The 21834-nt window shown below is 61.1% G+C and carries 6 protein-coding genes; all 6 read right to left on the bottom strand.

Annotation, left to right across the window (positions count from 1 at the left end; translation table 11 throughout):
* Positions 1-7: 7 nt before the first annotated feature.
* The 6 genes from VNZ65_RS04560 to VNZ65_RS04535 all read right to left on the bottom strand — a co-directional run bounded on the left by VNZ65_RS04560 (position 8) and on the right by VNZ65_RS04535 (position 21485).
* A complete protein-coding gene (locus VNZ65_RS04560) occupies positions 8-13990 on the bottom strand; it encodes a non-ribosomal peptide synthetase/type I polyketide synthase (protein ID WP_325666511.1) in 13983 nt (4660 codons plus the stop codon).
* On the bottom strand, positions 13990-17229 hold the full coding sequence (locus VNZ65_RS04555) for an amino acid adenylation domain-containing protein (protein WP_325666509.1): 3240 nt from the start codon (positions 17227-17229) through the stop codon (positions 13990-13992). Before VNZ65_RS04555 ends, VNZ65_RS04560 begins: the two co-directional genes overlap by 1 nt.
* 63 nt (positions 17230-17292) lie before the next feature.
* On the bottom strand, positions 17293-18708 hold the full coding sequence (locus tag VNZ65_RS04550) for a hypothetical protein (RefSeq protein WP_325666507.1): 1416 nt from the start codon (positions 18706-18708) through the stop codon (positions 17293-17295).
* Positions 18709-18826: 118 nt separating this feature from the next.
* Complete coding sequence (locus tag VNZ65_RS04545; protein ID WP_325666531.1) at positions 18827-19723, bottom strand: cupin-like domain-containing protein; 897 nt, start codon at positions 19721-19723, stop codon at positions 18827-18829.
* A gap of 3 nt (positions 19724-19726) precedes the next feature.
* The gene (locus VNZ65_RS04540; RefSeq protein ID WP_325666529.1) at positions 19727-21163 is read right to left on the bottom strand and encodes an MBL fold metallo-hydrolase; all 1437 of its coding nucleotides are present in this window, start codon (positions 21161-21163) and stop codon (positions 19727-19729) included.
* Between the two features lie 109 nt (positions 21164-21272).
* Positions 21273-21485 (bottom strand): MbtH family protein, encoded by a 213-nt coding sequence (locus VNZ65_RS04535; protein ID WP_325666505.1) that lies wholly within the window; start codon positions 21483-21485, stop codon positions 21273-21275.
* Between the last annotated feature and the right edge of the window lie 349 nt (positions 21486-21834).

Genomic DNA, 21834 nt, shown 5'->3' with positions numbered 1-21834 from the left:
GATTTTCTTATTCATCGTTATGGTCAATTGCAGTAGATAGTTCCTCGCCAGCCTGTAAAAGAATCGCCGACAGACGCTGGCGCCATGCCAGCATGATGGCGTCGATGGAGGCCGCATCATGCAGCGCTTCGCTGTAACGGCACTCCAGCAGCACTTCGCCGTCGCGCACCATGGCCACCAGATTCAGGTAATGCGAGCGCTGATCCAGCGGCGCCCTGTCCTCCGCGACATTTTCCAGCGCTTGAGAAAACAGGCTGGACGCATGAGCTGCCGGCGCCGAGACGAAATCGACGCTGACTTCCGGTTGCGCGATGCGCATCCATGCAGCGGCCCCGCTACTCTCGGTCGGCGCCGGCAAGCGTTCGAATCCGAGCGCCGCCAGCGGCATCTCTTCCAGTGTCGCCTCAAGCGCATGCAGTCCCGAAAAGCGCTGGTAATCCCTATCCGGATGCAGGTAAAGCGGCAAATCGCACACAAAGCAGCCTACCGTACGCCCCACCGCCGGCTCGTCCAGCCAGCCGCGCCCATGGCGTCCGACATCCACCACCAGTGGCCCTTGCGCCCAGGCGCACAAGGCGCCGGCGGCAGCGGCGATCACCGCTGTCGCTGCCTTGAGCCTGAATTGAGCCGGCAGCTCGACCAATAGCGTCCTAGCGCTGGCGTCGTCCAGCACATGACGGATCAAGCGCTGGCTCGATTCGGTATTTTCGTCTTTGCGATCGCATGGAATTGCGACGTTATCCGTCATCTTTGCAAAATAAGACGCTGCCACGCCGGCCTGCACGCTATGAGACAATCGCCGCTCCAGCTGCCGCAGATAGCGTGGATAGGCGTCGTCGGCAAGCTCGGCCTGCACTCCCGGCGCACCCGCATTGTTCATTTGCAGCTGGTAATCACGCGACAGATCTTCCAGCAGCACGGACCAGGCATGGCTGTCGGCCAGCAATCCATGCACCAGAATGAACAAGCGGTCATGGCCGTCCGCATAACGCAGATGCGACACCCGGATCAACGGCCCCCTATCCAATTCAAAGGAAAGTTGCAAGGCAGCGCTATGTTCCTGGATAAATTTCTCCGGGGCGTTCAGTTCGCGCAGGTCATGGCTGCTGAAGACCATCTCCAGCATGCGCTCCTCAAACGGCAAGATCCGGCCTGTTTCAAGAGAACGGTCAAAGACGCAACGCAAACCGGCATGCCGCAGCAGCAAGATCCGCAGGGTGCTGAGCAAAGCCTCAGGCTGCAGTTCCTGAGCGGCCCGCACCAGCAGTGAGCGATTCCAGTGCGCGGCGGTTTGTCGCCGCAACTGGCGTCGCTGGTACGGACTGACCGGAAAATCCAGCTTTTCCATCTCTGCCGGCATCGGCCGCTCCATCGGTTTCATGCATGCGGCCAGGTCGGCAATGGTCGGACAGCTGAAGAACTCTTGCGGATCGATGGACCAACCCTGCCGGTTCAACTGGGATATGGCTCGCAGCACCAAAATCGAATCGCCGCCCAAGCCGAAATAATTATCGTCAAGATCGACATGAGACAGCTGCAGGACAGCACGCAGCACCGCCAGCAGCGCTTGCATGGCCGGAGTGGCCAGCGCTTCTTCATCGACCTCGCCAGGGGCGTCGATCAGCGGCAATTGCTGATAATCGGTTTTATCGCCGGCCGTCTTTGGCAACGCTGGCAATATGGCGAGCGCATGCGGCAGCAGATGGGCTGCAGCGGCAGCGCGCAATTCCTGCATCAGCTGGCGCACGTCGGCAGAATCGCCGGCTTCAAGGACGACGAAGGCTTCGATCCGCGCCTCCGGCCTCTCATTATCATGGCTCCTCGCCACGCGCGCGGCAGCTTCGCGGACCGACGGCAAATCCAGCAAAACACGCTCCACCTCGGCCAGTTCGACCCGTATGCCGCGTACTTTGACCTGGCGGTCGCGCCGTCCCAGAAATACAATGTCGCCTTCGGCGTTGCGCTTCACCATATCGCCTGTGCGATACATCCTGGCTCCCGGCTCAGTACAGAACGGATCCGGAATGAAAGATTCCGCGGTCAGCTCCGGGCGCCCCAGATAAGCGCTGGCCAGCGCACTTCCTCCCAGATACAGCTGCCCGCGGCAAGACGGCGCCACCGGCTGCAAGTGCTCATCCAGAACATAGGCAAAGCTGCCTGCCAGCGGCTGTCCAATCGGCACATCCCGAAGCGAAGCCGAACCGCTCAGATCGCAGGAATGCACAATCGAGGTAATGACGCTTTCTACCAAGCCGTAGGCGTTGAGCAGTTCGACCTGTCTGCCGGCGAGCTTCCGCCAACCCTGGATTGCAGCCGGATCGACCCGTTCGCTGCCCGTCACCAGCAGTCTCAGCGTGGCCGGCACCCCCCCCCCGCCCAAGGTCATTTCAGCCAGCCATGCGCGCCAGAATGATGCCGGCAGATTGACTACGGTGGCGGCATTTTCCTCCAGGCAGCGGCTGAAAGCGGTCATCGACGGCCATGCAGCCTTGTCGAACATCAGCAAACAGGCCCCGGTATGCAGCGCGGTGAAAATCTCCTCGAGAGAGACATCGAACACCGGTGACGAAAATTGCAGTACCCTGTCGCTCTCTGTCATGCGATAGGCACGATGCAAGGCTTGTATTTTATGACTGAGCGCACGATGGCTGACCTCCACGCCTTTCGGCGTACCGCTCGAACCGGACGTGAACAAGGTATAGGCGCAGGCCGCGGGAGCCAGGTCCCAAGGCAATGGCGCCTGGTCCGCTCCGCCATCTGCCTCCATCAATGCCTCGACATGCAGCCGCGGGCAATGCTGCCAGGCTGGCGCCGCTGCCGCGCCGGCAACCAGCAATACTGGCATCGCCTGCGTCAGGATCTCCTGCTGCCGCGCCTGCGGCGCCGCCGGATCCAGCGGTAGGTAGCTCGCACCGCAGCGCAAAATGCCCAGCATAAGCGATACCGCCTCAATACCGGATGAACCGCATACCGCAACTCGGCCTCCGGCTCCGACGCCGAGCGCGGCCAGATTGCGGGCCACGGTATCCGTGCGCTGCGCCAGTTCGCGGTAAGTCACGCTCCGATGTTCCGTAACGATCGCGACAGCGCTGTTATCGGCACGCAAACTGGCGCGCAGCAAGGCCAGCACATCATGCGCTTCCGGCTGCATTGGCGGCAGAGGATTGCAACTTGTCAGCAAGTGCTGCTGCGCGGCGTCCGGCAGCAGGCAAACTTCATGGAGCGGCATGGCGCCGCGGCTGCTCATCAGCATCAAAGCGTGCTGGAACTGCTGCGCCATTTGAACCATGGCACGATCCTCAAAAAGACCCGTGCGATATTGCAGGACCCCGGAAAAACCTGCGCCCTGCCGAAACAGGTTGAGTGTCAGATCGTACTCCGCCACCACTTCGCCCAGCTCTTCAAAAGCGATTTCCACGTCGCCCAAGACGAAATTGCGGCTTGGTTCTTCCTGCATGGAAAAAACCACCTGGAATAATGGCGTCAGGCTGGCGTTACGCGGGCTCGCATGCTGTTCCACCAGCTTCTCGAACGGATAGTCTTGATGGCTTTGCGCGGCCAGCACGCTGGCGCGCACCAGATCGATCCAATGCCGCAGATTAGCGGCGGCACCCAGATCGACCCGCAACACCATCATGTTGACGAAAAAGCCGACCAGATTCTCGACCTTGCTCGCTGAACGGTTCGCAACCGGCGAACCGAGCACTAGGTCGCGTTGGCCGCTATGCTGTGACAGCACCAGTAAAAACGCCGACAGCAACACCACGTAAGGCGTCGCATGAACCTCGCGGCACAGCTGCTCCAGCAGGGCGGACTGAGCGGCATCGATATTGAAGCGATATTCGCGGCCGATACCGGAAACGCCATTGCCGCGGCTGCGGTCTGCATCAAGGTCAATCAGGGGCAGACCCTGAAGCTGGCGCTGCCAGAACCTCTGCTGCACGGCAAATCGGCCGCCGGAGAAATCAGACAACTGAGCGCTGCTGTAATCGGCATAGTCCCAATCAAGCTGGGGCGCCGGCGGCAGTTTTCCGCGGCGGATGCCATCATATAACGCGGCCAGGTCGCGAGCGATCAGCTTGAATGACCAGCCGTCAACCACCAAGTGATGAAACACCATCAGCAGACAGACATGGTCTGCAGAAAATTCGACCAGCGCGGCACGAAACAAGGGCGCCCGGTCCAGACGGAAAGGGATTGCCATTTGCTGCGCCAATTGCCTTGACAAGAAGATTTGTGCTGATTCCAGCGAACCGTCCGAAAATGGAATGGCCTGCAGTTCAAACGCGGCAGAGTGACGAATGCATTGATAATCAGCATCGCCGTCGCCAACATGAAAAGAAGTGCGCAGGGCCGGGTGTCGCTTCACCAGTTCGGCCAGGGCAAGTTCGATGGCTTGCCGGTCGACGCGGCCGCGCAGGCGGATGCATTGCGGAAGATGGAACACCTGCCCGCCCATGCCCAGCCGCTCCAGGGTCCACAAGCGTCCCTGCTGAAATGAAAGCGGCGCCTGGCGACTGACGGATGGTTGCGCCTCTTGCGCCTCGGCTGACGCGGTTTCCTGCACCGGCGGCGAGTCTGCGGCCCCGGACATTGCTTGCGCTAAGCCGGCGATGGTCGGGTGGTCGAAAAATGTCACCAGCGGCAGTTCGATTCGCAAGCGTTCCTGGATGCGGACCAGGATGCGTCCAGCTAGCAGGGAGTCGCCTCCCAGTTCAAAGAAGTCGTCGGCGGGCGCGATGTGTTCATGTCCCAGGCATTCCTTCCAGATTTCCAGCAAGACCGATTCAACTGCGGACAAAGAACGCACAGGGCCGCCCGTTTCGGCACGGGCCGGCACAGCCGCGGCGACCTCCGCGCCAGCTTCCGCGGTCTCGCCCAGCTGGACCTGTGATGGGCGATGTGCCGCCGCCGAAGGTGGCGGCAACCAGAAGCGGCTCGGCTCGAAGGGATAGCCCGGCAGCGGCAGGCGTCGCCGAGCCTCGCCCTGGTAGCCATGGCGCGTATGCAGCCTGGCACCGCACGACCACAGACGGCCATAACTGTTGCTCAAGGCCTCTGCGTTCTGGATACCGCGTTCGAAGCTCGCCAGCACCAGTTCGGCCGGGCAAACGCGATGGATACGCACCAGCGAGGCCAGCAGGTCGCGCGGACCGACTTCAAGCCAAATTGCCTCGCCCATGGACGCAAGCTCTCGCACACCATCAGAAAACCGCACCGTCTGCAGCATGTGCTCGGCCCAGTAGCCAGGATCGGTTGCCTGCTGCGCAGTAATCATCCGTCCGCTGAGATTCGACACAAAAGGAATCGCCGGTTCTGCCAGCGTCATGGCAGCACAGCGCGCCGCCAGCTGCTCGGCCGCAGCCGCCATCAGCGGCGAGTGAAATGCATGTTCTGATGCGAGGCGGGATTGGCCGATGCCTTCTTCGCGCAGTTGCTGTCCGAACCGCTGAATATCATCCACGCTGCCGGAGACCACGCACTGCAATGGAGCATTGACAGCAGCCAGGCTAAGTCCGGCAGGCAAGCGCGCTAGCAACTCGTGTTCCGGCATTGTCACTGCCAGCATCGCCCCGGGCGGCTGAGCCTGCATCGCCGCGGCCCGCCAGGCCACCAGGCTGACGGCAGCCTCCAATGTAAACACCCCGGCGCAACAGGCCGCCACCAGCTCGCCCAGGCTATGGCCGATCATGTAGTCGGGCCGCACGCCGGATGCCACCCAGGCTTGATACAGGGCGTACTGATAGGCGAACAACAGCGGTTGTACGATCCGGGTCTCAGTGGCGGCTGTCTCGGCAAACATCAGCGATATGAGCTGGATACCTAGTTGCTGATCGAACAGCGCGCAAACCTTGTCCAGCGCCAGGCGAAATGCGGGCACTTCCTCGTACAGCTCACGCCCCATGCCTGGCTTTTGCGCGCCCTGGCCGGGCAACAGGAACACCACCGGCAAGTTCTGCTGCCGGTTTTCCCGCTGCTTCAGGTCGCCAGCGCTCAGCCGCTCTGCCGCCGCCTCAAGCGTATCCGCCACAAGATAAGCGCGCCAGGAAAAATCCCTGCGGCCGACCTGCAAGCTGTAAGCGACATCGGCCAGCTCCAGGCCGGTTTTGCCCTGCAGGGCGGCGCCCAGATCGGCCGCCATGGTTTGCAGGGCATGCGGAGTCCTGGCCGACAGCCGCAGGCAATGGAAGCGTTGCGCAGACGGCTCCGCCGCGCTTTCCTCTACCGCTTCCAGTACCATATGGGCGTTGGTGCCGCCGATACCGAAGGAACTGACGGCGGCACGCAGCGGTGCCGCGCTCCGCGCCAGATCCAGCGGGCTGGAATTGATGGCAAAGCCACCCTCCTCCAGGCCAAGCAGCGGATTGAACGATTGAAAATGGAGAGTCCCAGGCAGCTGCCGCCGCTTGAGCACCAATGCCGCCTTGATGGCTCCCGCCACGCCTGCAGCACTATCCAGATGCCCGATACTGTTCTTTACTGCGCCCAGCAGACAGGGTGCGGCCGCAGTACGATGCTGTCCATAGGTCGCCTTCAGCGCGGCCACCTCGACCGGATCGCCCAGCACGGTGCCGGTGCCGTGGGTCTCGACATAGGCAACCGACTCTGGCGCTACGCCAGCCTGCGCCAGCGCCGCCCGAATCACTCTGGCCTGGCCCTCCGGACTCGGCGCCGTATAGCCTATCTTGTGATGGCCGTCATTGTTGACGGCCGATCCCTTGATCACCGCATAGACATGATCTCCATCCAGCAGCGCCTGGTCATACCGCTTCAGCAGCACCATGCCGACCCCGCTGCCTTCAACCGTACCACTAGCCTCGGCGTCAAAGGCGCGGCAATAGCCATCGGCCGAAAAAATCCCGCCGCTGCGATGCAGATAGCCCGGCAGCTCGTCTGTACCGATCGACGCCGCGCCGGCCAGCGCCATCTGGCATTCGCCGTTAAGTATGGCCCGGCTTGCCATGTGCATTGCCACAAGCGATGTCGAGCACGCCGTATCCAGCGTGATCGCCGGTCCCGTCAGATTCAGCCGGTAGGCGATCTGAGTGGCCGGCTGGTTAAGTACATTGATCTGATAATGCCCCAGCGCAGCCACCACCTGCTCGTTGCCCAGCACATGGCTCAGCAGGTAATTGCTGGCGCCGCTGCCGACATAGACGCCGACGTCAATGCCCGCTTCCGGCAGCGCATAACCGGCATTTTCCAGCGACAGATAGGCGTGCTCCAGCAACTTGCGCTGCTGCGGATCCATGATTTCCGCTTCGCGCGGCGTGTAACCGAAGAAAGCCGCATCAAAATTGCCGGGATCGGCCATCATGCCTTTGGCGGAAACGAAACGCGGGTTGGCAAGCACAGTTTCGGCCACGCCAAGCTGCCGCAGGCTGGCGTTGTCATGGCGGGTGATGCCATCGCGTCCGTCCATCAGCATCGACCAGTATTGATCAAGCGTCACTGCGCCCGAGACACTCGCACTCATGCCGATGATGGCCACGTCCGCGCCGTTGCCGCCGACCTGCTTGGCGACGGCTGCCGGCGCAGCGGCGGCGCCATGAGAGCCATCGCCGGAAATCCATCTCGCCAGCGCCCGCACCGAAGTGTGGCGGAACAGCTGGTCGATATCGATTTCCCTGCCAAAATGCCCGTGCAGCCGCATCTGGCATTGAATCAGGGCCAGGGAGTGGCCGCCGATATCAAAGAAATTGGCATCCGGATCCACTTCCTGCAGCCCCAGGACGTCGCGCCAGATGGCAGCAATCGCTGCTTCCGAGGCATTGAAGTCGTATTGGCGCGGCTGTGCCAAAGGTGTATCAATAGTGCAAGTCAGCAAGCGCTTGCGGTCGATCTTGCCGCTGGCGGTAAAAGGCAACGTTGCCAGCTCGACAATGACATCCGGCACCATGTAAGCCGGTAAATACTCCTCGGCATGGGCCTTTAGCTCGCCTGCGGCAAATCTCGCCTTCCCGCTGCTTTCGACGAACGCACACAGCTGGGCGGCCTGCGCGCCGTGGGCGCGGACCACCACGGCGACCTTGGCAACGCCGGCGTGGCGCCCAAGCACGGATTCGACTTCACCCGGTTCGATCCGAAAACCTCTCAGTTTCACCTGTTGGTCATTGCGTCCCAGGAATTCAATATTGCCGTTGCGATCAAAGCGAGCCATGTCGCCAGTACGGTATAGCCAGGGATCGGCGGCGCCGCCATAAGGATTGGGCAGGAAACGTTCGGCCGTCAGCTGCGCCTGATTCAAGTAACCGCTCGCCAGCGCGCGGCCGGACAAATACAGTTCCCCTGCCGCGCCAATTGGCAAACGCGACAGGTCGTCTGCCAGGATATGCGTGCCAATGTCGCCAACCGCTTTGCCAATCAGCACCCGCTCGCCGGCGCACCGCCAGATTGTCGCGTAGATGCTCGCCTCGGTCGGGCCGTAGGCATTGAACAGCACAGTCTGCGGCAATGCCTGCTTGGCCAGCGCCGCGGTCGCCGGCAGCAATGCTTCACCCGCGGCAAAGATCGCCTTCAACGGACTGCCGGCATCGAAACGGTTCGCCTGCAGGAACAGGTGCAGCATCGACGGCACGAAATTGACCAGCGTCACCCCGCTATCGGCTATCAGTCGCGCCAGATAGATTGGATCGTATTGCCCATCCTGGCGTGCGATCACCACGGCAGCGCCTGCCACGAAGGGCCACAGCATTTCCGTCAGCGAGACGTCGAAGGAGACCGCGGTTTTCCACAGCACCCGGTCGGCGCCGGACAAGGCGTAATGCCGCTGCAAGTCCTGGAACAAGGCCAGGATGCCATCCTGCCGGCACAGCACTCCCTTGGGCTGTCCGGTGGAACCGGATGTATACAGGATATAGCCGGGGTCGCTGGACTGGACTAGCGCCGGCGCCGGCAAACAGTCAGGAGCCAGCGCTGCCAGTGCATCGCAGGTAACAAAGCGGATCGCATGCTGCTGCAGGAATTGCGGCGCCGCCTGCGTACCGACAATCAGGCAAGGCTGGGCATCCGCTAGCATGTAGTCCATGCGCATGGATGGCAGCGCCGGATCGAGCGGCAAGTAAATAGCGCCTAGCCGGAACAGTGCCAGCACCGTCAGCAGCCCGGCGGCCGAGCGTTCCGCGCATACCGCCACAGTGGAGCCTTTTTGCACGCCCATGGCGGCCAACGCCGCGACCAGTTGCCCGCTGCGTTCGGCCAGCTGCGCATAACTGATGTGCTGAGCGCCATCGATGATCGCCACCGCTTCCGGCTGGCGGCACGCAATCGCCAGCAAGCGGTCGCCCAGGCTATCGGCGCTCACCGCACAGTCCGGAGCGCCCCAGGCAGAAAGCAGCTGCTCGCTAGCCGAAGGCAGCCACGCTGGCGCATGCGGCAGGCCCGCCAAGCGCAGCAATGCCTGCTGCTGCACGTAAGCCAGTTCCGCAACATCTTCAGCATCGAAGACATCGGTCCGGTAGCTGATCCAGCAGACCAATTGCTGGTCGCTGGCGGCTACCGAGAAATCGAACTGGATTGGAAAGCTGTTGACCGCATGGCCATCGCGCGACTGCAGCATCGCCAGATCGGCCGGCGCCAGCTGCCGCAGAATATGGAAACTTGTATAGTTGAACAGCACCTCGCCCAACTCGACGCCGCCGGCTTCCTGGCGAATTTTCTGCGAAGGATAGAAACGATGCCGATAGATGCTGGATTCAGTCTCGAATACCGAACGGACCTGGTCGATGGCCGGCGCGCTCCTGCTGCAGACAGCACGCAGCGGCACCGAGTTCAGGAACAGGCCCACTACCTTGTCGGCATCTTCGGTTTCCGGCCGCACATGCGTCACCGTCGACACCACGACATCGTCGTGTCCGGTCAACACGCTGAGGGCATGCAGATGGGCGGTCAGCAGCACGCTTTTGAGCGGCACATTGGCGCTGCGGGCCACACCCCGCAACGCAGCGGCCAGCTCCGCGGATATGGCAACCTGCAGATACGCGACCTGCTCGCCAGCCTCTGCCGCCAGCACCGGCTTGCGCCGCAAGGATGTCGGCCTGACCCCGGCCAGCATCGTCCGCCAGAAATCCCGATGGCTGCCGCTGGCGAGCGCAGCTCTTTCCAAGCCGATGAAATCACGATAAGTAGTCCGCACAGGTTCGAAGGACAGGGGCGTTCCCGCCAGCAACGACACATACTGCTGCAAGAATTCCGTGGTCAAGGTCGCTTCGCTCCAGCCGTCCAGAATAGCGTGATGAAAGCTCCAGACCAGCTTGAAGCGGCTATCGTCCAGTTTAAAAACAAAACTATGGAATAACGGCGCCTGAGCCGGGTCAAAGCGCCGGAATCTTTCCTGGTTCATGAATTCGCTGATGCTGGCCGTCTGCTGCCCGTGGTCCAGTTCCCGCAGGTCGCTTACCGTCAGCGGAATTCTGGCCTGCTCATGCACCAGCTGCAGCGGCACCGAGAAATTTTCCATATCGAGCGAAGTCCGCAGCAAAGGATGGCGTGCGGCCAGCAGCGCCAGGCTCTCGGCGAGATATGCTTCATTGCAAGGATGTGCGACGACATAACCGATTACATCGTGGTACAGGCTGGAATTGCTGTGGCGATGGCTGTGAAAAAGCATGCCTAGCTGCAGCTGGCTTAACGGATATGCATCGCTGACGCCAACCGGAAGGCGTGCCGCGTCGGCGGCGCTCAGCAGCGCCGGCTGCGGCGCGCTGCAGGCCTCAGGCACAGACGCCAGCGGCTTGCGCTGTTCCAGCAACACGCTCAGCGCCTCGATGCTCTGGCTGCCAAAAAGATCCTGGATATCAAATTCAATTCCCAGTTCCTGCGCCTTTGCCTTCAGCCGGATGGCTAGCAGAGAATCGCCGCCGAGATCGAAAAATCCCTCGCTGATGTCAAAACCGCTGCGCCCCAGCACGTCTTCCCACAACTGGTACAGGCGTTGCTGCAGGCCGCTAAGCTGTCGGGCAGCCGGAACTCGCTCGACAGCAGAAGTCACCAGGCGCGGCAATGCCGCGCGGTCGATCTTGCCATTCGCCGTGAGCGGCATGGACGGTACCCGGCAATAGCACGTCGGTTGCATATACTCTGGCAATCTGCCCTGCAGATGGCGGCGCAATAGCGCCTCTTCCGGCACCACGGCCGCATCCGCATCGGCGCTCCAGTAAAGCAACAATTGCTTGTCGCCCTGGGCCGTGACATCCGCCACGGCCACAGCCGCCAGCACGCCTTTGCATTGCAGCAGTGCCGCTTCGATTTCCGCCGGTTCGATCCGGAAGCCGCGCAACTTCAGCTGCCGGTCGCTGCGTCCCAGATAACTGAGCTGGCCGTCGTGACGCCAGATGCCAAGATCGCCGCTGCGGTACATGCGGGCGCCTGGCTGCTTGCTGAACGGATCAGGCAGGAAGGCCGCGGCAGTCAGTTCTGGCCGGTTGAAGTAGCCGTGGGCCAATCCCGCGCCACCGATATAGATATGGCCGACAGCGCCAGGCAAAGCCTGCTCCAGCTGTTCGTCCAATATATAGACAGAGGTGCCGCGGATAGGCGCACCGATCGGCACCGTCGCGCCATTGATTTTTCCCCGTATCGGATAGGTAGTCGCGAAGGTGGTGGTTTCGGTCGGTCCGTAGCCGTTCACTACAGTGCCGTCAAGCAGCAAGGCCTGAGCCCTGGCCACATGGTCAGCAGACAGCACGTCGCCGCCGCACAGCAGGTAACGCAGCCGGCTCAGGGAAGCCGGCGCATAGTCCACCATCGCCGAAAACAGGCCGCTGGTCAACCACAGGATCGTGATGCCCTCGTCGTCGATCAAGCTGCCCAGCTTGTCCAAAGGCGTATCCGGCGCCTCCGGCACAACCAGCGTTGCACCGTTGAGCAATGCAGCCCAGATCTCGAAAGTGGAAGCGTCAAACGCCGTCGGCGCGAACTGCAGGAATACATCGTCCGCGGAGACGTCGACATAATCGGGTTGATAAGCCAGGCGCAGTATTGCCTGTTGCGGCACAAGCACTCCTTTTGGCAGGGCGGTAGTGCCTGAGGTGTACATCAGGTAGGCCGCAGCCTGCGGCCGCAATGGAATATCGGGCAACTCCCCGGAATGGCTGGCAATTTCCTTGCGCTGCTCTTCCAGCACCAGCAGATTCAGGAAACTGTCCTGCAGGACGGCCACCCGTTCAAGCATCGCCTCGCTGGTGATAATGACGCCGGCGTTACTGTCGTCGATCAGATATTGCAACCGCTCGGCCGGATAGCGGCTATCCAGCGGCACATAGGCGCAGCCTGCGTTCAGCACCGCCAGCATGCTGACCACGGCATCAATGCCGGGATCCAGCAGGATGCCGATATGGCTGCCTGGCGCAATGCCCAGATCGAGGATATGCCGGGCCAGCTGGTTGGCGCTCTGGTCGAGGCCGGCAAAATCGAGCTGGCGCGCACCGCAGCGGATGGCGATGCGCTCAGGCTGAGACTGTCGCAGCTGCTTGATAACGCTACCTATGGAGGACGGCAACAAAGGCCAGGGATGGTTGTGCTGCCAGTCTTCCAGCAGTGGCTGCAACGACGCGGGAAGCAGCCCGATTTGCTGCATCGGCCGCTCAGGGTAGCTAGTGAGCGCCTGCAGATAATGGGTATACGCCTGCCCCATGCGTTCAATGTCAGTCAGCTGGAACAGATCGGTATTAAAAGCCAGGCAGCAATCCATTCCCGCCGCTGTCTGTTCCGCGAACAAGGTGAGCTCGTATTGCGCGTAGCGGTACAGATCATTACGGCGCACCATGGTCAGCGCGCGATCGCTCGCCTTCGCCTGCGGCATTGCCGCCGTCGCGTCCTGCGTATTCTGCAGCACGAAATTGACTTGAAACAGCGGACTGCGGCTGTAGTCGCGTTCCGGGTCGATATGCGCCACGACCTGGTTGAAGGACAACTCCTGATGCTTCAGCGCATCCAGCGTGGTCTGCTGCTCGCGCTGCAGCAGATCGGTAAACGACACGCAGCCGGCGCACGAGGTGCGCAAGGCAAGCAGATTCGCAAAGAAGCCGACGATTTGTTCGCTGCCGGGACGCAAGCGATTTGATGCCGTGGTGCCGATGCAAAAATCGTCCTGGCCGGAGTAATCGGCCAGCAGGCGGCGCCAGGCCGCAAGCATGACTGTAAACAAGGTGCTGCCATGACGGCGCGCCAGAGCTTCGGCCTGGGCGCGCAGTGGCGGCGCTATCGGAAAGAAATGCAGGTCTCCGCAATGCGACTGCAGCTTCGGCCTGGCGGCCGCCAGCGGCAGGTTCAAGCTCTGCACTCCGCGCAGCTTGCCGCCCCAGTAATCAAGGCTGGCGTCAAATGATCCGGCTGTTACGGCCTGTTTTTGCCACAAGGCATAATCCGCATACTGCAATGCATCCTCGCCAGGCGCCGCCAGCGCGTGGCCCTGCCGGCGCGCATCATAGGCGGCCCACAGCTGTTCCAGCATCAGGTCCAGCGACCAGCCGTCGGCAACCAGATGATGCACGGTCAGGACGACGAAGCGACGTTCTGCGCTGACATGATGCAGGCTTACCCGCAGCAGCGGTCCATTGGCCAGATCGAAAGGCAGCGCGACATCGGCGGCGACATGCCGGGAAATCTGTTCTTCCGATACCTGCGCATCGTGATGATGTTCCTCAACCGTAATTTCAAGCAGCGGACGGATTACTTGGAACAGCGATCCTGCAGTTTCGGTAAAGTTGCTGCGCAGCACCTCGTGCCGCGCCGCCATATCCTGGACTGCGGCCACGAACGCCGCGCGATCCAGCATTCCATGCACATCCAGGACATGGGGGATATGGAAATGGCTTGAAACTCCGCTGATGGACATCTGCAGCCACAAACGATGCTGCTCGTCGGAAGCAGGAATCGCCGCCGGGCGCGCCTGGCGGGAAATCCCGGCGAAGGCTTGATCCGGGCTGATACGCGAAAAAGCGGCCAGCAGCCTGTTGCGTTTTGTTTCGATGGATTCATTCAGCGACATCAGACCGGCACTCCCGAAGATGAAACGATTTTGAGCAAGGCATCCATATCCTCCGGCGCCAGTTGCTCGAACAGGCTTTCAAGCCGGTTTTTCTGCTTTGCATCCATGGCAATCGCCATCAGGACCTTGCTGCCGTAGTCGTCTAGCAGAGGCGCTGCAAAAAGCAATTGCGGCGACAGCGACAGAGCGTAGCGCCGGTTTATCCGGCCGGTCAGCTGGATGACCTGGATCGAACTGCCGCCCAGCATGAAAAAATTGTCGCTGCAGGCGATATCCGCAACGTCAAGCACGGCTGCCCACTCGCTTGCGAGCTCGCTCTGGAAGGCAGTCTTTTCACGGCTCGGCGGCGCATGTTGCCGGTCATTGGCGTCGAGGATCTGGCGCAGGCGCCGACGGTCCATTTTTCCTGTCGGCAGCATCGGCATGCTGTCCAGCACATCGATGCGCTGTGGCCGCATATAGTCAGGCAGACAGGCGGTGACGTGATCGTGCAAGCGTTCCGGATGACAGCCGGCGCTGTCGCGCACCGTTTCGACATAAGCGTGGAGCTGCCTGACGCGCCCCTGGATTTCGACCGGCACCACCGCGCACAAGACCACGCCAGGAAATGCCAGCAGGCAGGCTTCGACTTCGCGCAACTCAATCCGGTTGCCATTGATCTTGACCTGCTCGTCAAGACGGCCCAGATAATGGATGACGCCGTTTTCGTCCAGCGTCGCCAGATCGCCGGAGCGGTACATGCGCGCTCCGGCCGCCGCGGCATAGGGATCCGGCATGAAATTTTCCGCAGTCAGGTCGGCCCGGCCGACGTAGCCGCGCGCCAGACCCGTTCCGCCGATATACAGCATGCCGCGTCCGCCCAGCGGGCAAGGGTCAAGATTGGAATCCAGCACATACAGGGAAACGTTGTCGATCGGCCGCCCGATCGGCACACATGCGAGCGCGGCGGTACTGCTCGGCAAGCAGGCCCAGGCGCTGACATCGATCGCTGCCTCGGTAGGGCCGTACAGGTTGTACAGCCGGCAGCCGGGCAGTTTCCGGTAAAACATGTCGGCCTGTTCGGCATACAAGGCTTCGCCGCTGCACACCACCAGCTGCAACTGAGGAAAATCCTGCTCATCAAACGCATCGAGAAATGCGCTCAGCATCGACGGCACGAAATGCACGACGCCGATCCCCTGTTCCACCAGCAATTTCTTTAAAGCTTCCGGATCTTTATGGATGGCAGGCGGCGCGACCAGCAGTTCAAAGCCGCTTTGCAGCGGCCACAAGAACTCCCAGACGGAGACATCGAAGTAATACGGTGTTTTCTGCAGCACGCGCGGCGCTTTTCCCTGCTCCAGCAAACTTCCGTGCCAATCGAGCCGATTGATCAGAGCGCGATGCGTATTGGCCACGCCTTTGGGCGTGCCGGTTGAGCCGGAGGTATAAATGACATAAGCCAGGCTATCGAGATGAATCGGCTGAGATTCCAAGGGTTGGGCCGACAGCCATTCCTGCCGGTGTTCCAGCGCGCAAATCGCCATGCCGCTAGCGGCCAGATGCTGCGGGCAGGCAGCCTGGGTCAGCAAGATGCTCAGGCCGGCGTCGCGCACGATCTGCCCGGTACGTTCCGGCGGCGCTTCGGGATCCAGCGGCACGTAGGCGGCGCCGGCGCGCAGGACGGCGACGATTGCCAGTACCATTTCGATAGAACGTTCGCAGCACAACCCGACCAGGGAATGCGGCACGACGCCGCGCTGCCGCAGGTAGCCCGCCAACCGCGCCGACTGCTGGTCCAGTTCCCGGTACGTCAGCCACTCGCTGCCAAAGCCCAGCGCCATGGCATCCGGCGTCCGCGCCACCTGCGCGGCAAAGCGCTCGACCCAGCTCGCACCGTCCGCGTCGCTGCCCGCGCCATGCCAGTATTGTTCCAGGCGGCTCCGCTGCTCTGCCGAATGCACTTCGATAGCATAAGCTCCGCTATCGTCTGCTTGCAGATATGCCGCCACTACCAGCTCGAAACTGGCAGCGAAAGCAGCTGCCTGCTCGGCTGACATGCGGGCCCGGTTGAATTCGATGTTGAGTGCAATGCCATCCGTCACCTGGTAGGCCAGGTTAAGGTCGAACGGACGCTCGTTGCTGCTGACGGGCAGCAGTTCCGCTTCGACGCCATGGAATCCGATGGGCGCATCCTGGACAAAAAAGGCTTCTGATATGCTGACATTGAAAATCGTTGTCTCTGCTAACGCGCCGGCGCCGCGCAGGGCAGCCACCATCTCGGTCAGCGACAACTGCTGGTGCAACTTGCTTTCCGCCCGCTGGGCTGTGATCTGCGCCACCACTTCGGAGAGAGTCTGCCCGCGCTGCAGCGAGATCCACATCGGCAGGTTGTTCACATAGCATCCGCTGGCTCCCTTGAAGCCGCGCGGCCGCATGTTGACTGGGTAGGTGATGACGAAATCATTCAAGTCATGAACACGCGCCAGTGTCACCGCATACAGACTGGACATGATCAGGAACAAGGTAGTCCGATTCTGCTTCGCACTGTTTTTCAGCCGTCCCAGGGTGTCGGCATCCAGGGCGAAGCGGTGACTGCTCCAGCCCTCCTCCTGCTCAGAGCCGGGAGCAGGCAGGACAACGCCCAGCTGGCGTCCGCTCAGGGCCTGCCGCCAGTAGGCAATATCCTGCTCTTGCTGTGAAGAATGCAGGTATTCCGCTTCGAGCGACAGATAGCTGGAGAAATCCGCCATTTCCGCCACCGGCATCGCGCCGCCAGCCGCAAAGTGGTTGTACAACAACGTGAGGCATTGAATGATGTAGGCTGCGGAAAAGGCATCCGAGATGATATGCGGAAAAGCCAGTACCAGGATATGCTGGTCGTTGCCGGTTCGCCGCAATGAAAAGCGGAACAGCGGCGCCTTGTCGAGGGCGAAAACCTGCGAGGTCCTGGAGGCTATCCATTGTTCCGTATCCTGCTCGCCAGGTGCTGGATCGCCGCTGGCGTCGACGAAATCAAGAAAGACGTCGATCCGCCCTGCCACATGCCGCAGCACCCGGTCGCCGTCGGCCTTGAAGCTGGACCGGCATCCTTCATCGTAGTCATGAACGAAGCACTCCAGCGCACGCCGCAGGGCGTCCGGCTCCAGATGGCCGGACAGACGAAACACCAGCGGCGTTGTGTAAGCCGCAGAAGCTGGATTCAACGACCATTCCAGCCAAAATCGATACTGGAATGTGGAAAGCGGAGTAGTACGCATGGGGAAACCCTGAGGTTGATTCAAGTGGATACAGTCAATGACGGCTAGTGCGAGGGATCGTTGTCAAGCCGGGGTCGCCGAGTCTTGCCTGGAAAATGAACGCTTGAAGAAATCGCTATAGCAATGCGGCAGCCGCGGGCCGAAGACATTCGCGATATCGCTTTCACTGAAGGTCAATGCGCCATCCAGGTACCCAAGCGACTGGTTCAGCTGGTTCTGCAAAAACTGGAATATCTGCGCCGCGCAATATTCGCTGTGGCGGTACGTGTGCAGGGCAGTCATCGCCATGCCCGCTGCAACCTGATCCAATCCCATGCCGATAAAATCGTCGAGCCCGGGCGTCGCCGTTTCCTGTGGGTGGTTTCTCAGTTCATCGATGTGGGTCAGCAGCAGCTCACCCTGGGTGCCCAGATTGGCGCGGCACAGCTGGTCGGCAACGCCGACGATCTGCGACAGGCCGGCCAGCATGTGAGCACGTACCGTACCGACTGGCCATTGCGACGCCGTATCGCATGCGGCTAGATCTCCTTGCAGTAGCATGGACAAGTCTTCACGGGCAATCTCATGCGCCAACGGGCTGGTATTCTCCGCAGACCAAGACTCGAAGCCCAGCAGTTCCTCCCGAAACGACTGGCTGCGCGGATTGGCTGGCGCGCCCTCCAGGGCATCGACCAGCGACCTGAGCTGGATTGCCGCCCGCACTGCAAACATGTATTTTTCAGCTTCCAGCTTCATGAAAAGCGCAGCATAGCGATAAAAGCCGGGATCATTGGAAGAGGCTTCCGCCGAACCAGGCACGCTAGGGCCGATCATGGCGCCATAAGCCTGTCCGACCATCGCCTGCGGCCCCGCGCAAACCGAATTGCGGCCGATCAGCAGACCGGCGTTTTCGGCAATATGATAATACTGGCCGGCATCCAGGCAGGCAGCGCCGGGATCGCCGCCGGAAGCCATCATCTTGACCAGCGAGATATGGACGATGCGGTGCATGCCGAGCGACATGCGATAGATAATCGACGGCACCACCGGTATGCTGTCGGCATCGATCTTGTCTTCGCGGCGACGGATCAGGTAGGCCGGCAGCAATTGGCAAAGTTTGCTGATGAACCACAGGTCAACCGTGGACACGGCTCCCGGGCGGCCGCGGCTGGCGCAATAATTTTCACGGATCGCAGAGATGGTTGGCAGCACCGCATCCCAATGATTGGCGAACTGTCGTAGGGACGACAGGTTCATGGGCAGCTCGTGATGGAAACGACTGCCATCGTAGTTGCAGCGGATAGCTTCCATCTCGACGCCTTCACGCGAATCCTTTGGCGCAATTTCCTCCCCCAAGGGCCGAAAATAGCTGTCGCGGTACGGCACCATTGCTCCCAGCATCGAGCGCCAGTAAAATTCCGGCTGGTCGAGCGCGCGCGGGCCGTGATATCCCGACTCGTACAAGCTGTCGATTACCGCGAAATCAAATTTTTTCTGCATTGCAGTTCCCCACAAAGATGGCTGTTCGGACAATTGGAAGTTGTTCAGATGAGAAGCATGCGAGTTTCAAACCAGCTCAGGCGCCCGCGATCGAGGCTGCCAATCGCCATGCCGCGTTTCAAAGCGGCATTGAGGTTGGCTTGTTGCTGTTGCCAAGTTCATGCCGGCGCCTCAGTTTGCCGCGCAGCGCACGCCACAGGCTGGCCCATTCAATCCGGCAGACAGTCCTCACCGCGCGCGGCGACCACCACCAGTAGTTGACATTGATCGCGTCGCTTTGTGATTCAACGTAATGCCACCATCCAGGCGGCAAATACAAGACCTGCCCCGCTTCCAGCACGAAGTCATGGCGCTCGGCGCCGGCAAGCAGGGGAAAGCGTTCAAGATCCGGCGCACTCATGTCGACCGGGCTGTAGATCACGGGCATGCCGCTGTCCTGCTTGTAGTAGACACGGGACGACTGGCCAGGGGCAAACAAAACCCAGCGCTTGCTGCCGTACAACTGGACGTTCAGGTTTTCGTGACGATCGAAATGCATCGGCGAGGACATCCCTTTCGGTCCAAGCCAGAAGCCTGGTCGCAGCACCAGTTTCTTGCGCAGCCAGCCGGGCATCCAGCGGGGGAATCCCGAATCTTCATGCAAAGGCGCAATCTCAGACTTCAGCTCTGGTAGCTCGTTGAATATCGCGGCATAAGTGATATACCCGCCGTAAGCGCTGCCCTGCTCCAGCATGCCCTGTATTGTCGTTCCCAATTTCGCCTTTGCATAATGGCGTTGCCCGAGATACTCGGCGGGCTGGGTCGGCACCGGCGACACTCTGGACCTTTCCACCAGGACCTCGCGCGCGCCGTGCTGCTGAGCGAAGAAGGATGGCGTCCAGCGTCCAAACGCCGGCCAATGTTCTATATACCCTTCCAGCAGCGCTGGCCGGGTCCGGCCTTTCAACACCTGGCGCAAGTCTGGATGCTGGTCGCGGCGAATGCGCGGAATATCAATGACCATGCGTTTATCCATCACTCAAGCCTCCAGACCGGCCGCCGCAAAGCCGGACGCATTCCAGCGGCCGTCCTCGCCCAGGCGCAGGACATCGCCTGGCACCCAGCGGATTACCTCGGTCTCGCCTTGCAACAAGCGGATGCGCTGCTCGATCAGCGCCAGTACTTCGGCTTCCGTCGGCTCGCCATTGACCCAGCCGATATCGCTGATCTCGACGCCGACGCCACAGTAGCCGTTAGCGTATGGCGCAAATGCGGGCGTCCGCGCGCGCAGGCAGGTTTCAGCGATCCCCTCGGGACCCAGCGTAATGGAAGGGCCGTCGCCTGACTCGCCGGCCTGGGGAAGCTGCTGCAGCTCGGTCAGTGGCAGCACCATCCAGAACGTGAACAAGCCTTGCCAGAACGGCGCCTTGGGCAATTCCCGGCAGCAGCTCAGAATCAGGTCCGGCGGACCGCGCTTTGCCAGCGATTGATCGATAACGTCGCTGACCGAACCCATCGCATCACAGCCGCTGTCGACTAGCAGGATGACTGAGAACTGCGGAGTGGTGACGCGGTAGCAGTTCCCCCAGTTGCGGATATTCCCCACCGGCACCGCCGCCCCTACCGTGGGCTGTTCACCGTAGAAAGGCAGGATATCGATCTCGATATCGCCGATCTGGACAGTCTCTCCCCACGACGGCGACAACGCTGCCTGCCCCACTTCGCGCAGCGACTGATGCATGTCTTCCTGCGACAGCAGCGAGGCGAACGGGATGTGCGGGACGATGACCGGAACGCCGCCATCGCCGCCATTGCGCAAGATGGACGGCAGATGCCAGTGGTCGAGATGGCCGTGTGAAATCAGGATTGCGTCAACCGGGGCCGACAAGTTGGATGGTGCAAGGTTCAGATCAGGCAGGCCGACATTGCCGCCGATCGCCAGGCTGATGGGATCGATCAACACCCGCGTCGTGCCGGAGGAAATCAGCAGAGAAGCGTGTTCCAGGCGCTGGACGCCCGGCCCCTCGAACTCCGGCCAGGACAAGGCGGCTGCCGCCAAGGGGCGCCGGTATTCCAGCAGGCGCGGCTCGGCCAGCGCCTCGGACAGCGGCTGCCATTCGTTCCGCTGCAATGCCCGGCGCAGCAGCGCACCCAGTTGCGGCAACTCGGCAGCACCGGCCTGGCATATGTATGGCTCGCGATCATCCGTCAGCAGCGCCAGGGTCCACTGGCTGCGGTCCTGGTGCAGATCGTAGAGCAACGCCTTGCTGGCGATGCAGCCGCCCTCAGCGACCGATTCGATATCGAACAGCTCTGCCAGCGCGGGATGCAGGATAAAAGCTGCGCGCAGTATTTCGGCACATGCCGCCGGTTCAAAATTAGCCTTGAGGAAGCGCAGCATGATGTCTTCCTGAAGCTGGATCAACTGCCCGACATCGTGGGTCCGTGTTGCCAGGATTCCCGTATTCAAAAACACACCTAACTCATCGTTGACTGCCATGCGAATCCCCGGAATCATAAAATATGAGAGCTGCCTGCGTTCAAGCGCCTGTCGGCCAGGCGCCATGCGCGCAGCGCATTGAGACTTAGCGCGGCGACGCCTCACGCACGCTTAAAGGCCGCATGTCGACCCAGGTTGTCCGTATCCATTCGAGACATGTTGCCTTGTCGCCGGCCAGGCCGGCGCTGCGCCAGCCGTGCGGCACGGCTTTGTGCTGCGGCCAGATGGAATACTGCTCTTCATGGTTGACGACAACCTGAAAGACGACCTCATTTTCCAGCGTTTTTTCCGATCCCATTCTGCCTCCTTTGGCGACTGAAGAACGCCATGACCATGCCAGGCGTCGTGCTTTTCTTGAACAAAATGTCGTCGGCCAGCGGCGGGAAAGCCGCGGTGACGATGACAGAATTTACTCCAGGCAACGCGTGGAATTCGTGGCGCCAGAAAGCAATACATGGACTTCGCCTGCGTATTGCCTACCTAAAAATCACCGACATCCGGCAGCGGAAACGCGGTACCGGAACAAAGGGAAGTTATATAAGCAGACGGACAAGAACTTGAGACACGCAACACCGGCCTTGAGCTGAATTTTGGTTTCACTACCTCAACGCTATTGGTGTTGGAATATATATAATCAGGCGGAGATT

It is taken from the genome of Collimonas sp. (assembly GCF_035566555.1).
Lineage (GTDB): Bacteria > Pseudomonadota > Gammaproteobacteria > Burkholderiales > Burkholderiaceae_D > Collimonas.
The sequence above is the reverse complement of the archived record's forward strand: the minus strand, read 5'-3'. Positions and strand labels throughout refer to the sequence as shown.

Coding starts and splice junctions, on each gene's coding strand:
- VNZ65_RS04560 (WP_325666511.1), bottom strand. CDS start 13,990: ATGTCGCTGAATGAATCCATCGAAACAAAACGCAACAGGCTGCTGGCC.
- VNZ65_RS04555 (WP_325666509.1), bottom strand. CDS start 17,229: ATGCGTACTACTCCGCTTTCCACATTCCAGTATCGATTTTGGCTGGAA.
- VNZ65_RS04550 (WP_325666507.1), bottom strand. CDS start 18,708: ATGCAGAAAAAATTTGATTTCGCGGTAATCGACAGCTTGTACGAGTCG.
- VNZ65_RS04545 (WP_325666531.1), bottom strand. CDS start 19,723: ATGGATAAACGCATGGTCATTGATATTCCGCGCATTCGCCGCGACCAG.
- VNZ65_RS04535 (WP_325666505.1), bottom strand. CDS start 21,485: ATGGGATCGGAAAAAACGCTGGAAAATGAGGTCGTCTTTCAGGTTGTC.